At 70.4% G+C, this 12,971-nt stretch carries 13 protein-coding genes and 2 pseudogenes; 2 read left to right on the top strand and 13 right to left on the bottom strand.

Annotated features, from left to right (window positions below; translation table 11 throughout):
* Positions 1-363: 363 nt before the first annotated feature.
* From CWT12_RS04305 to CWT12_RS04265, 11 genes and pseudogenes are all read right to left on the bottom strand, one after another.
* Positions 364-792 (bottom strand): nuclear transport factor 2 family protein, encoded by a 429-nt coding sequence (locus CWT12_RS04305; protein ID WP_161923841.1) that lies wholly within the window; start codon positions 790-792, stop codon positions 364-366.
* Between the two features lie 152 nt (positions 793-944).
* Complete coding sequence (locus CWT12_RS04300; protein WP_161923840.1) at positions 945-1,703, bottom strand: NAD(P)H-binding protein; 759 nt, start codon at positions 1,701-1,703, stop codon at positions 945-947.
* 206 nt (positions 1,704-1,909) lie between these two features.
* Positions 1,910-2,032, bottom strand: coding sequence for a hypothetical protein (locus CWT12_RS14665; protein WP_442862546.1), 123 nt, complete (start codon positions 2,030-2,032; stop codon positions 1,910-1,912).
* A gap of 2 nt (positions 2,033-2,034) precedes the next feature.
* Positions 2,035-2,370, bottom strand: a complete 336-nt coding sequence (locus tag CWT12_RS14660) for a methyltransferase (RefSeq protein WP_442862545.1) — start codon at positions 2,368-2,370, stop codon at positions 2,035-2,037.
* Positions 2,325-2,768, bottom strand: coding sequence for a hypothetical protein (locus CWT12_RS14655; protein ID WP_442862544.1), 444 nt, complete (start codon positions 2,766-2,768; stop codon positions 2,325-2,327). Before CWT12_RS14655 ends, CWT12_RS14660 begins: the two co-directional genes overlap by 46 nt.
* Complete coding sequence (gene prfA / locus CWT12_RS04290) at positions 2,765-3,859, bottom strand: peptide chain release factor 1 (protein WP_161923839.1); 1,095 nt, start codon at positions 3,857-3,859, stop codon at positions 2,765-2,767. The genes CWT12_RS14655 and prfA overlap by 4 nt, the downstream gene beginning before the upstream one ends.
* A gap of 141 nt (positions 3,860-4,000) precedes the next feature.
* On the bottom strand, positions 4,001-4,213 hold the full coding sequence (gene rpmE, locus CWT12_RS04285; protein ID WP_161923838.1) for a 50S ribosomal protein L31: 213 nt from the start codon (positions 4,211-4,213) through the stop codon (positions 4,001-4,003).
* A 159-nt stretch (positions 4,214-4,372) separates the two neighbouring features.
* Positions 4,373-6,421 carry a transcription termination factor Rho gene (gene rho / locus CWT12_RS04280; protein WP_161923837.1) on the bottom strand — a complete coding sequence of 683 codons (2,049 nt, stop codon included), beginning with the start codon at positions 6,419-6,421 and terminating at the stop codon, positions 4,373-4,375.
* Between the two features lie 252 nt (positions 6,422-6,673).
* Complete coding sequence (thrB, locus tag CWT12_RS04275; RefSeq protein ID WP_161923836.1) at positions 6,674-7,588, bottom strand: homoserine kinase; 915 nt, start codon at positions 7,586-7,588, stop codon at positions 6,674-6,676.
* Positions 7,589-7,594: 6 nt separating this feature from the next.
* Positions 7,595-8,919: pseudogene (locus tag CWT12_RS04270) on the bottom strand (homoserine dehydrogenase).
* 227 nt (positions 8,920-9,146) lie between these two features.
* Positions 9,147-9,350: a hypothetical protein gene (locus CWT12_RS04265; protein ID WP_161923835.1), complete on the bottom strand. Its 204-nt coding sequence runs from the start codon at positions 9,348-9,350 to the stop codon at positions 9,147-9,149.
* Between the two features lie 178 nt (positions 9,351-9,528).
* Between CWT12_RS04265 and CWT12_RS13820 the strand changes: the two are divergent.
* Both CWT12_RS13820 and CWT12_RS04255 read left to right on the top strand, forming a co-directional pair.
* Positions 9,529-9,603, top strand: a pseudogene (locus CWT12_RS13820) (type II toxin-antitoxin system Phd/YefM family antitoxin); the annotation flags it as partial.
* 37 nt (positions 9,604-9,640) lie between these two features.
* On the top strand, positions 9,641-9,838 hold the full coding sequence (locus CWT12_RS04255; protein WP_237564437.1) for a hypothetical protein: 198 nt from the start codon (positions 9,641-9,643) through the stop codon (positions 9,836-9,838).
* Here the strand turns inward: CWT12_RS04255 and lysA are convergent.
* Positions 9,835-11,295 (bottom strand): diaminopimelate decarboxylase, encoded by a 1,461-nt coding sequence (lysA, locus tag CWT12_RS04250; protein ID WP_442862543.1) that lies wholly within the window; start codon positions 11,293-11,295, stop codon positions 9,835-9,837. The genes CWT12_RS04255 and lysA overlap by 4 nt on opposite strands.
* Complete coding sequence (argS, locus tag CWT12_RS04245) at positions 11,295-12,971, bottom strand: arginine--tRNA ligase (protein ID WP_161923833.1); 1,677 nt, start codon at positions 12,969-12,971, stop codon at positions 11,295-11,297. Before argS ends, lysA begins: the two co-directional genes overlap by 1 nt.

Raw genomic sequence — 12,971 nt, 5'->3', positions numbered from 1 at the left:
CGGGACAAACGAGCCTTAACACCCGCCGAGGGTGGTTCGGCGCCCGCATGATTCCAACGTTTCGCTCGCGGCCGCCGGCGCCGCCGAAGCCGTTTGTCCCGAATCATGACAATCACCCCTTGGTGGCTCTCGGGCTTGGTCAAGTTTCTTGGCGTGTTTCGGTGACGGATAGTCAGGCAGTATCTCGCCCCACCGCGCACACCCCCACACCGGAAGAACCGGTAACCCCGCCCTAGCGCAGCCCACCAAGCGAGCAGTCTTGAATTGAAGGAGCGCGCACCACCGTCTTTTAGCCAAAGCTACGGTTGAGCCCGCCCCCGCATTCGGGAGGCGGGCTCAGCCGTCAACGCCAAGAGCCGCAGGTCAGTAGTCGCGCGTCTCGGAGATCACGAAGTGCTGCTCGCGGCGGCTGATACGCCAGTTGCCGTCACGCAGGACCAGGGTGTCGATGTAGCGGATGGAGTGGGACAGGAGCACGTCCCTGCCGTCCTGCTCCTGGACGAGCAGGGCCTGGCCGTAGTGGACGTCGGTGGCGGTGTCGCCGTCGAGCGTGATGACCTGCTGGCCGTTGATGTGGAAGGAGGTCTTGACGCCGGCCATGGCGGCTCCGAAGAGCTCGACGAGCTGGTCGGCGCCATCGAATTCCATCATCTTCGAGCCATCGGCGGTGTAGACCACGACGTGCGTGTCCGGGGTGAACAGCTTGGACTGCTCCGCGACGTCTACCTCCAGGTTGGAGAAGCGGTCGATGACCTCGCGGATGGCATCCTTGTGCTCGAGTTCGGTAGGCATCAGTGTTCTCACTTTCTCAGGGTGGTTCGGATTGAGTCCGTGCGTCTGTGCCGTCCGGCAGTGCGGCTACTTCTCGCGGATTACTCGCGCCGGTACGCCTGCGACGATGCTGCGGGGCGGAACCGCTTTGATGAGTGCCTCTCTTAGCCCCATCACTTGCCAAGTCGGGCGAGGTCGTCCTGGACGCGCTGCGGCTCGCTGGCCAGCGGCACGTTGTTAGTGTCGAGCACGCCGTCGATCACACCTTCCTCATCCGCACGCGTCGCGGCGAACAGGGCCTCGAAGTCGGTGACCGGGACGCCGGCCTTGCTGAATACCTCCACGGTGCGGCGCGCGCCGGAGGGGTTGAGGGCGCCCTCCAGGAGTACCTGGGCGATGTGACGTCGGTCGACTCCGGGCTGCCCGGTGACCAGGTCGCCCTGCTTGAGGTCGATCTGGCGGTCGGCGGGGCCCTGGTAGTCGAACCAGCCGGGGCGCACGATGGTGTAGGGGTGGCCGGAGGCGCGCACGAGCCGCTCGGCGCGGCGCTTCCACTCCACGAACCCGTAGCTGCTGGCTCCGGCGCGGGCGGAGTGGGAGGCGTTCATGGTGGTCATCAGGCTGATGTGGGTCGGCCCGTCCCCCAGGGCGTCGATGACGGCGCAAACCACGTCGTAGAAGGTGGCGCCGCCCTTACCGTCGTTGTCGGTACCGTGTGTGAGTACGACGGCGTCGACATCCTGCAGCAGTGGGCGCAGCGCCTCCGTGTCGGTGGCGGCCGCCTCGACGATCTCGGCGACGACGGCCAGGGAGCGGCGGGCGCGGGCGGCGTTACGGGTGAGGGCCCGGACCCCCACGCCGCGCTGCAACGCCTCGTCGACGACGACGCGTCCGACCTGTCCGGTGGCTCCAATGGCGAGGATGGTGGTCATAAGGGGTGCTCTTTCCTGCACTTGTGGTTCGGGCCGGGTGAGCCCCGGCCGCGTGGTGTTACCGGCTCGGGTGACCGTGGCGAAGACGGTTCTTGCCTGCCGGCACGCAGAATCGTGCCGTAAGCCGAGCGGCGGTTCCAGGTCCCACGAGACGGGGTCTGGCAGGGCTCCCCTGAGCCGAGCCGCAACGCTTGCGACCGGTCGACCTACCGTACTGCCCGCAGGAAGCGTTCCCGCCCGGTCAGGTCTACTCCGGTGGTGGCCGCGGCGAATCCGGTCTCTCGGGCGGCGGCCCGCAGCGGCGCGGACTGCCCGGGGTCGTGCTCCATGATCAGCACCCCGCCCGGACGCAGCAGGGCAGCGGCCCGGGCGACGACGGCGACCGGAGTCTCCAGGCCGTCCTCTCCCCGCCGTAAAGGGCGACGTGGGGATCGTATTCAGCCGTCTCGGTGTCCTCCACCGCCCCGGCGGGCACGTACGGCGGGTTGGAGACGACCACATCGGCTCGCCCGTCCATTTCGGCCAGCACGGCCGGATCAGTGGCATCGCCGTGGATCACCTCCACCCTGCCCGGCGCCAGACGCTCGCAGTTCTCCCGCGCCAGGGCGACGGCGTCGGAGGCTATTTCAACCGCCCACACGCGAGCTGTGAGCACCTCCCGGGCCACAGCGGCGGCAATGGCACCCGACCCGGTGCACAGGTCGACGACGCCGGCCTCCTCCCCGGAGCGATAGCCCTTGCGGCATCAATGGCGGCCCCGGCAACCACCTCCGTCTCGGGGCGGACGATGAACACACCGGGCCGGCAGGCCAACTCCAGTCCCCGGAACCACATCACGCCCAAGATGTGCTGCAGTGGCTCGCGGGCGGCGCGTCGCTCCACGAGCTGCGCGTACGCGGCGGCGAAGTCCTCCGGGGCGCCGTCGGCGAGCAGCACCGGCCCGCCCAGCAGGTGCTCGGCCAGCAGCCGGGCGTCAACCTCCGGCGAGGCCACCCCGGCGCGGACCAGGGCCTGTCCTGCCTCGCGCACCGTACGCCGCAGCGCGTAGCGGTCGAGTGCACTCACGGCTGCTCGCCGGCGGCGGCCAGGCGCTCGGCCTCATCCATGGCGATGGCCGAGTCGATGACCGGACCCAGGTCGCCGTCGAGCACGGCATCGAGGTTGTAGGCCTTATAGCCGGTGCGATGGTCGGCGATGCGGTTCTCGGGGAAGTTGTAGGTGCGGATGCGCTCGGACCGGTCGACCGTGCGCACCTGGGAGCGGCGGGTGGCGGCGGCCTCGGCGGCCTGGGCGGCGGCGCGCTCGGCAAGCAGCCGGGCCCGCAGCACCCGCATGGCCGCCTCCTTGTTCTGCAACTGGGATTTCTCGTTCTGCATGGACACGACGATCCCGGTGGGCAGGTGGGTGATGCGCACGGCGGAGTCGGTCGTGTTTACACTCTGACCGCCCGGTCCCGAGGAGCGGAAGACATCAATGCGGAGGTCGTTCGGATCGATTTCCAGCTCACCGGGGTCGTCTGCCTCGGGCATCACCAGCACGCCGGCGGCGGAGGTGTGGATGCGGCCCTGGCTCTCCGTGACGGGTACGCGCTGTACCCGGTGCACGCCCGCCTCGTACTTCAGGTGCGCCCACACGCCGTCGGCCGGCTCGACGGCGCTCTTCGCCTTGATAGCCAGGCGCACATCCTTGTAGCCGCCGAGCTCGGAGTCGGTGGCGTCCATAACCTCCACCGCCCAACCCATGCGCTCAGCGTAGCGGGTGTACATGCGGGCCAGGTCGGAGGCGAACAGAGCGGACTCCTCCCCGCCCTCGCCGGCCTTGACCTCGATGATGACGTCACGGGCGTCGTCTGGGTCGTGCGGGGCGAGCACCTCCCGCAGGCGCGCGGCGGCGTCCCGCTCGGCCTGGCGCAGTGCAGGCAGCTCGGCAGCGAAGTCCGCGTCATCGCGAGCCAGCTCGACGGCGTCGGCCAGGTCCGCGGCAGCGGCACTCCAGGCGCGGTACGCCTCTACTATGCGGCCCAGCTCGGCATAGCGGCGACCCAGGCGGCGCATGGCTCCGGGGTCGGAGGCGGTGGCGGGGTCGGCCATATCCTGCTCGATCGCGGTGTGCTCCTCCAGCAGAGGCTGAACGGCGGAGAAGTCCTCGACGCTCACAACTCACCTTTCTCCGGCCCGGAGGGGATATGCGGACTGATCAGGGCACAGATTACGACCTTGGGGTGCGTCCCACGCGCATCGTGCGGTCGTGGGACGCACCCCAAGGTCGTTAGTAGTCGCTGACGAAGCGCTACGGGATTACTTCTTGCGCTTGCCGTAGCGGGCCTCGAAGCGGGCCACGCGGCCACCGGTGTCGAGGATCTTCTGCTTGCCGGTGTAGAAGGGGTGGCAAGCAGAGCACACGTCCACACGAATCTCACCAGAGGTGACGGTGGAACGGGTCTCGAAGCTGTTGCCGCAGGTGCACGTGACCGTGGTGGGCACGTATTCGGGGTGGATACCCTGCTTCATAGGTGACTCCTTATGACTAGGGGTCCCGGGTCCCACACGGATGCGCGGGTGAACCGGAGGCCGGTCGGATATTCTGCCAGCCCACCTCGGCCCCCACAACGCGCGCACCGGGTGAGACGCAGCACGGTAGCGGTGGGCGAGGTGAGCGGACGTGGCGGGTCAGGCCAGCTTGGAATCGTCGTCGGCGTCCGCCAGGGAGGTGCCCTGCGGCGTGGTCTTTGAGATGACCATGAGGAATTCCGCGTTGGACTGGGTCTCCTTGAGCTTGCCGAGCACCAGCTCCAGGGCCTGCTGCTGCTCCAGTCCGGAGAACAGCCGCCGCAGCCGCCACATGATCTTCAGCTGGGCCGGGTCGATGAGCAGCTCCTCGCGGCGCGTGGAGGATGCGGCGACGTCGACAGCGGGGAAGACGCGCCGCTCGGCCAGCTGCCGCGACAGTCGCAGCTCCATGTTGCCGGTGCCCTTGAACTCCTCGAAGATGACCTCATCCATCTTCGAGCCGGTCTCCACCAGGGCGGTGGCCAGGATGGTCAGGCTGCCGCCGTTCTCGATGTTGCGGGCGGCGCCGAAGAAGCGCTTGGGCGGGTACAGGGCACTGGCGTCCACACCACCGGACAGGATGCGCCCGGAGGCGGGTGCGGCCAGGTTGTAGGCGCGTCCCAGGCGGGTGATGGAGTCGAGCAGCACCACCACGTCCTGTCCCAGCTCGACCAGCCGCTTGGCGCGCTCGATGGCGAGCTCCGCGACGGTGGTGTGGTCGGATGCGGGCCGGTCGAAGGTGGAGGCGATGACCTCCCCCTTGACCGTGCGCTGCATGTCGGTGACCTCCTCGGGGCGCTCATCGACCAGCACCACCATCAGGTGTGCCTCGGGGTTGTTAACGGCTATCGCGTTGGCGATCTGCTGCAGGATGATCGTCTTGCCGGCCTTGGGCGGGGAGACGATCAGGCCGCGCTGGCCCTTGCCGATGGGTGAGACCAGGTCGATTACGCGTGGGGTCAGGGCCTTCGGGGTGGTCTCCAGGCGCAGCTGTTCCTGGGGGTACAGGGGGGTGAGCTTGGTGAACTCGGGACGGCGCCCCGCCCGCTCGGGGTCCATGCCATTGATGGTCTCCACGGAGACCAGCGGCTTGTACTTCAAGCGGTTGGCGCGGTTCTGGCGGCGGCCGCGGCCGGAGCCCCCGCCGGGGCCGACGTTGTTGTCGCCGTTCTCGCGTACCCACCCGGTGATCGCGTCGCCGGCGCGCAGACCGTTCTCCTTGATCTGCTGGCCGCTGACGTACACGTCCTTGGGGCCGGGCAGGTAGCCGGAGGTGCGCAGGTAGGCGTGCTGGTGGTCAGCCATGTCGAGGATACCGGCGACCGGTAGCAGGACCTCCTCCTCGCGGGCCTGCTGCCCCCGGTCCTGGTTGCCGTCGTAGTCGCCTCGGCCGTCCCGGTCCCGGCGCTTGCGGCCGCGCCGACGGCGTGGGCCGCGGGTGTCCTCGTCCACCTGCTCGTCCCAGTCGCTGGCGCCGCGGCGACGGCGCTCGCTCGGCTCTACCGCGGGGGTGCCGGTGGCGTCGGCCAGGTCCCGCATGAGTGCCGCCTTGGCGTCAGTGTGGTCCGCACCAGGCAGCTCGAAGCCGTGGCGGCGCTCAGGAGCGCCGGGGGACGACTGGGCTCGGCGCCGGGGACGCCGGGATCCGTCACGGGCACCTGCGGGCCCTGACTGCGCTGCGGCCCGGTCTGGGTGCGCGGGCGCCTGGGCACCGTCCTGGGCCGAGGTGGCGTGCTGGGGCAGGTCGAGGGTCAGGGGCGCATCCGCAGCCGCCGGGGCGTCCTTGGGAGCACCGGCCGCTGCAGTCACACGGCGCCGGGAGCGGGCCGGGGCGGAGCGGCCGACCGACGCTGCCGCAGTGCCCGTCTCCTCCTGCGCAGATTCGGACTCGACGGCCTCATCGGCGGCGGGCGCGGGCCGACCGCGGCGGCGCGCCGGTGCGGATGGCTCGCTCTGTCCTGATTGTTTCCCGGGCCCCTGCTCTGGAGCCTGCGCGGCCGGGGCCGACGCGGCCGCGGGTGCGTCTTTCTGGTTCTCGCGGATGGCGGCGATTAGTTCGCTCTTCCGCATACGTGAGGTGCCCTTTAGGCCCATGGATGAAGCGAGCTGCTGGAGTTCAGCCAGTCGCATGGTGGACAGCGAAGGGCGAGCGCTGGAGATCTCGGTCACGAGTGTCCTAACGGTGTGGACATCAGCCTGAAGTGGCAGATGTATCTGGGACTGTCCCGGAATGTCACGGGATGAAGTCGTGCACCGACGAGGAACCGTGGCAGGGCCTGCGGCCTCAGCCTGGTGCGCATGCGGCGCGCCGCTTCGTTTCGGCTCGCCGCCGGGGAAACAGTAGCAGACCACCCGATGGCATTGCACATGCATCGGTATACCGATGCATGTGAACCCTCTCCCGTTTAGTCTCCTTTGCCCTTATCGCGCCGACGGCTCCACCAGCTGGGCGCCGGTCAGATCGATGCCGGGGCGCAGCACCGTCCACCCGTGCCGTTCCAGGGTGAAGCGGGTCTGCTGAGACAGATCCGCCAGGACGAGCACGGTGGGGCCAGCACCGGAGATGACCGCCGGGTAGCCCTGTTCGCGCAGGGAGTCCATCACCGCCATGGATGCGGGCAGCACGCCGCGCCGGTACTCCTGGTGAAGTCGGTCCTCGGTTCCCGCCATGAGCAGGTCCGGGCGCCCCGCGAGGGCGAGCATGAGGATGGCGGCGCGGGAGGTGTTGAACAGGGCGTCGGCGCGCGGCACGGAGGCGGGCAGGACCTTGCGGGCCTCCTCGGTGCTCAGTCTGGTGGTAGACGGCGGGACCAGCAGGCTCACTGCCAGGGTCGCGTCCACCGGCATGGGCGCGGAGCGGGGTGTGCCGTCGGCCTCGATCCAGGCGACGGTGGCGCCGCCGAATACCGCTGGGGCGACGTTATCGGGGTGGCCTTCAAAACCGGTGGCGATCCGGAATACCTCCTCGTCGGGCAGCGCCTCGGGGTCGGACAGCAGGCCACGGGCGAGCATCAGGCCGGCAACGGCTGCGCTTGCAGAGGAGCCCATGCCGCCGCCGTGGGGGATGCGGTTGAGGCAGTGCATCTCGAAGCCCGCCTGGGGTGCGCCGGCGGCGTCCAGGCCTGCGCGCAGGGCCCGTACCACCAGGTTGGAGTCGTCGGTGGGGACAGTGCCCTCCCCCACGCCCTTTACCGTGACACTGGTGGCGCCCACGATCGGGCGGACCTCAACTTCGTCGTAGTAGGTGAAGGCCATCCCGAAGGAGTCGAAGCCGGGGCCCATATTCGCGGTGGTGGCGGGCACGCGCACCGCCGCACACTCGTTGGCCAGTCGCATGTGGTTTCACAGCCCCTCTACGCGGCGGGTGGAGACAACCTCGGCGACGCGGTCCTGGGCGCGCAGCCCGTCCACGGCGGCCTCAAGCCTGCCCACCGGGGCGGCGTGGGTGACGATGGTTACCAACGCCAGTTCGTCGCCGACGTCTACGTAGCTGGCCTGCCGCACCGAGTTGATGGAGACGTCGTGGTCGCCGAATACCTGGGCGACTGCGGCCAGCGAGCCGGGCGCGTCGGCCACCCGCAGTTGGATCTGGTAGCGGGTGAGCGCCTGCTCGGGGGCAGGATCGGTAGGTCGGCGTAGCTGGACTCGCGGGGTGCCTGTCCCCCGTTGACGCGGTGGGCGGCGGCGGCGACGACGTCGGAGAGCACGGCGGAGGCGGTGGGGGTGCCGCCGGCGCCCTGGCCGTAGAACATGAGCCGTCCGGCGGCCTCGGCCTCCACCAGGACGGCGTTGAAGCCGCCGTGGACGCTGGCGAGTGGGTGGTCGGCGGGCACCAGGGCGGGGTGCACGCGCACGGAGATGCCGTTGGCCAGCTCGTCCTCGCGGCGCTGGGCGATGGCCAGCAGCTTGAGCTCGCAGCCGGAGGCGTGGGCCTCGCGGATGTCGTCGGCGGTGATGGAGCGGATGCCCTCGACCTCGACGTCGTCGAGACCGACACGCGTATGGAAGGCGAGGGAGGCGATGATGGCGGCCTTGGCGGCGGCGTCGAGCCCGTCGACGTCGGCGGTGGGGTCGGCCTCGGCGTAGCCGAGCTCCTGGGCGGCGGCGAGGGCAGCGTCGAAGGACAGGCCCTTAGTGCTCATCTCGTCCAGGATGTAGTTGGTGGTGCCGTTGACGATGCCGAGCACGCTGGTGACGCGGTCGCCTGCCATGGACTCGCGCAGGGCGTAGACCACGGGGATGGCGCCGGCGACGGCGGCCTCGTAGTAGAAGTCGGTGTTCGCCGCGGCGGCGGCCGCGTACAGCTCGGGGCCGTGGGCGGCGATCAGGGCCTTGTTGCCGGTGATGACGCTGGCTCCGGAGGCGAAGGCCGCCAGGATGAGGGTGCGGGCCGGCTCGATGCCGCCGATGAGTTCGACGACGATGTCGTTGGAGGTGGCCACGGATTGGGCGTCGTCGGTGAGCAGCTCGCGCGGGACGGCCTCGTCTCGGGGGGCGTCCACGTCGCGCACGGCGACGCCGGTGATCTCCAGGCGGGCACCGGAGCGGGCGGCGAAGTCGTCCGCCTGTTCGAGCAGCAGGCGGATCACCTGGGTGCCGACGGTGCCGGAACCGAGGACGCCGACGCGCAGCGTGGGGCGCTGCGGCCGCGGCGCGGCCGGCGGGATCGACTGTGCCGTTTCCTGGGCTGCCTGCTGTTTCACGGGAACCACCTCGAGTGCGTACGGGCTCGCCGGGGCGGGCGAGCATGACTCGGCACAGCATAGGCGGCGCCAGGGCTTTGGTGCCTCTCCGGCTTGGTGAGCGACGGCGTCACCTCCTCTCGCTCACTTCCCTCTCCCTCCACACGCCGAGATCGGTAGACGTTACGTGCCGAGATCGGTCGGGGCAGATTTCAGCGCAGGCCCCGCACCACCCTCGCACTTAGTGCACTCCAGCCGGCCAGCGCCGACAGGCTCAGCGCTAGCCCCGAGGCGGTGTACAGGGACGGGGTGATGGCTACCACCAGCAGCAGGCCGACCAGTATGCAGGTCGCCAGCGCCCAGACCGCCAGCATGCCGTCGCTTCCCCGCCCGACGGTGCCGCGGCGGTGATCCACAGGCTCGTCATAGCGCCCCCACGCCGGGGCGGGGTCTCCAGGGAAGAGCGCGTCATGTCCATAACCCGACCGTAAGGAATATCTCACTCACGCAGTACGTCCCCGGGGTGGAATTCCGACCCCTACGCCTCCTCCTCAGGGAGTAGGGGTCTTCCCTTAACGACTCTCCGGGCGGATCGTGGCCGACGTCGTCTCCTCCGGGCATCCCGTCACCATCACCGACCGCGGGCGCCCAGTCGCCCGCCTGGTACCGATCAATCCCGAGGAGACTCCCTACGAGCGTCTGCTGCGTGAAGGTCTCATCCGAGAGGCCACGCACGAGCGAACCGGTCCGATCCCTAGCCTCCCTGGATGCGATTCACCTGGCCACAGCCCTCATCCTGAATGACCCGCGCGACCCGGTCACGGTCCTCACCCATAACGCGCGCCTGGCCGCCGCCCGCGCGCAGGGGCTGAGCGCACTCGACCCGGCAGGACCGTCGGCTTAGTCCCTCTCCAGGGCGAGTAGGTCGGCGATGGTCTCCGGGCGCAGCACCCAGCCCTGCCGACCGTCCTCAACCCAGGCGACGCCGGGCCGGGTGAACAGGTTGTAGTTGCTGGCCATGGAGCGCCCGTAGGCGCCGGTGGCCGGAACCGCCAGCACGTCTCCGACCGCAAGGTCGGCGGGCAGGTCCACGTCGCGTACCACCACGTCGCCGCTCTCGCAGTGCTTTCCGACCACGCGCGCCCGCACCAGCCCAGCCCCCGGGTCGGGGCGCCGGTTGGCCACCAGGGCCGTGTAGGCGGCGTCGTACAACGCAGGGCGGATGTTGTCGCTCATGCCGCCGTCTACGCTCACGTACAGGCGGGCGGTCCCCTCCCCCAGCTCCACATGCTTGAGCCCGGTCACCGTGTACAGGGTGACCATGGCCGGCCCGGCTATCGAGCGGCCCGGTTCCACGGAAACATGTGGGACGGCGTCGCCCAGTTCGGCACACAGGTCGCGGACCGCCTCGGCCAGGGTGCGGGCGATGTCCGCCGGGGACGGGGCGACGGGGTCGGCGCCGGTGTAGGCGATCCCGTAGCCGCCGCCCAGGTCCACCTCCTCGCACACCACGCCGGTGTCCTCGGCGATCTGGTGGCGCAGGCGCAGCACGACGCCGACGGCCTCACGGAATCCGGCCAGGTCGAAGATCTGGGAGCCGATGTGGGAGTGCAGCCCGTGCAGGTCCAGCTCGGGTGCGGCGACGACGGCGCGGGCGGCCTCGAGCGCAGCACCGGTGGCCACGGAGATGCCGAACTTCTGGTCCTCGTGGGCGGTGGAGATGTACTCGTGCCCGCCGGCGTGGATGCCGGTGGTCAGGCGCAGCATGACCGAGCCGGTCTCCTCGGGAGCGTAGTGGCCGGACTCGCGCAGCTCCCGCACGGCGGCGGCCGCCAGCTCGATCTCCTCGACCGAGTCCAGGACCAGGTGGCCGACCCGGTGGGCGAGCGCGGTGCGGATCTCGGCACGGGTCTTGCCGTTGCCGTGCAGGCCCAGCCGAGTGGCGTGGGCGGTGGCGGCCTCGCCGTCGACGGCGGCCAGCGCGGCGACGCCCACGGCCAGTTCCCCGGCGGAGGCGGTGTCGATGCCCATGCCCTCGGCCAGGACCGTGCGGGCCACGCGGGTGGTGAGGAAGGCCTTGCCGGCGTAGTAGGCCTGGCCGCCGTTCATGCCGTAGTCGGGCCAGAACTCCTCGGCCATGGCGGCGGCCCAGGTGGCGGCGCGGCCGCGCAGGTCGGCCTCGTCCAGGACAAACACTGGAGTGGGGGCGTCGGCGAGGATCTCCCCCACACTGCGCTCGCCGATCTCAAGGGCGCCGTCGGCGCCGCGCCGGGCAGACCATGGCCACAGGTCCGGACGCGCCTCGGGATCGGGGGCGACCAGGGCGCCGAGGGGGGCCTCGCCCGCGGGTACGGCGCTCATCACATGCGCTCCGGAGCACTCACGCCCAGCAGGCCGAGCCCGTTGGCGATGACCTGGCCGACGGCGTCGTTGACCCACAGGCGGGCGACGTGCCCGGCGTCGACCGGGTCGTCACCGCGCGGGGTGACGCGGGTGGCGCCGTACCAGGTGTGGTAGGCGGCGGCGAGCGTCTCCAGGTAGCGGGCCACGCGGTGCTGCTCACGCAGGGCGGCGGCCTGGGCGACGATGGCCGGGTACTGGGCGAGTACACCCAGCAGCTGGGCGTCGTGGGGGGTGTCCAGCTGGGCGGGGTCGAAGCCGGCCTCGCGGGTCACGCCCCGCTCGATGGCGTTGCGGGCCACCGAGCGAATGCGGGCGTGGGCGTACTGGACGTAGTAGACGGGGTTGTCGTTGGATGTGGAGGCCAGCAGGTTCAGGTCGATGTCGATCATGGAGTCCATGGAGGAGCGAGCGAGCGCGTAGCGGGCGGCGTCCACGCCCACGGCGTCGACCAGGTCCTCCAGGGTGACCACGGTGCCGGCACGCTTGGACATGCGCACCGGCTGCCCGTCACGCACTAGGTTGACCAGCTGGCCGATGATGATCTGCATGTTGACGCCGGGCTCGTCGCCGTAGGCGGCGCACATGGCCATCATGCGGCCGATGTAGCCGTGGTGGTCGGCGCCCAGCAGGTAGATGGCGCAGTCGGCGCCGCGGGCGCGCTTGTCCAGGTAGTAGGCGACGTCGGCGGCGAAGTATGCGGGGTCGCCGTCGGACTTGATCAGGACGCGGTCCTTGTCGTCGCCGAAGTCGGTGGTGCGCAGCCAGGTGGCGCCGTCGGCCTCGAAGATGACGCCGCGCTCACGCAGGCGGCCGATGGCGCGGTCGACGGCGCCGGAGGTGTGCAGGGAGTCCTCGTGGAAGAAGACGTCGAAGTCGGTGCGGAAGGCGTGCAGCTCGGCCTTGACGGCGGCGAACATGAGGTCGACGCCGCGGGCGCGGAACACCTCAGTGGCCTCTGCGTCGGGCAGGGTGGCGGGGTCGGGGCGGCCGGCGGCGGTCTCGTCCGCGGTTACCCGGGCGGCGATCTCGCCGATGTAGGAGCCGCCGTAGCCGTCCTCGGGGGTCTCCTGGCCGCGGGCGGCGGCGAGCAGGGAGCGGGCGAAGCGGTCGATCTGGGTGCCGTGGTCGTTGAAGTAGTACTCGCGGGTGACCTCGGCACCGCAGGCGGCCATGATGCGGGCAAGGGAGTCGCCGACGGCGGCCCACCGGGCCCCGCCCAGGTGCACCGGGCCGGTCGGGTTGGCGGAGACGTACTCGAGGTTGATGTGCTGGCCGGCCAGGGAGTCGTTGGTGCCGTAGGCGGTGCCGGCGTTGAGAATGGTGCGGGCGAGCTCGCCGGCACTGGCGGCGTCCAGGCGGATGTTGAGGAAGCCGGGGCCGGCGACCTCGGCAGAGGCGACGCCGTCCAGGGCGCCCACGCGCTCGGCCAGCAACTGGGCCAGGGCGCGCGGGTTGGTGCCGGCCTTCTTGGCCAGCTGCATGGCGACGTTGGTGGCCCAGTCGCCGTGCTCGCGGGAGCGGGGGCGCTCGACCTTGGGGACCGGCACCTCCTCCACGGGCAGGGCGAGGCTGCCGTCGCTGGCGGCGGCGAGGAGGACGTTGCGGATCGCTTCGGCGAGCTCTTCGGGGGTCAC

Origin of the sequence: Actinomyces sp. 432 (assembly GCF_009930875.1) — a bacterium.
Taxonomy (GTDB): Bacteria; Actinomycetota; Actinomycetes; order Actinomycetales; family Actinomycetaceae; genus Actinomyces.
Note: the sequence above shows the minus strand (reverse complement) of the source record. Positions and strands in the feature narration are given on the sequence as shown.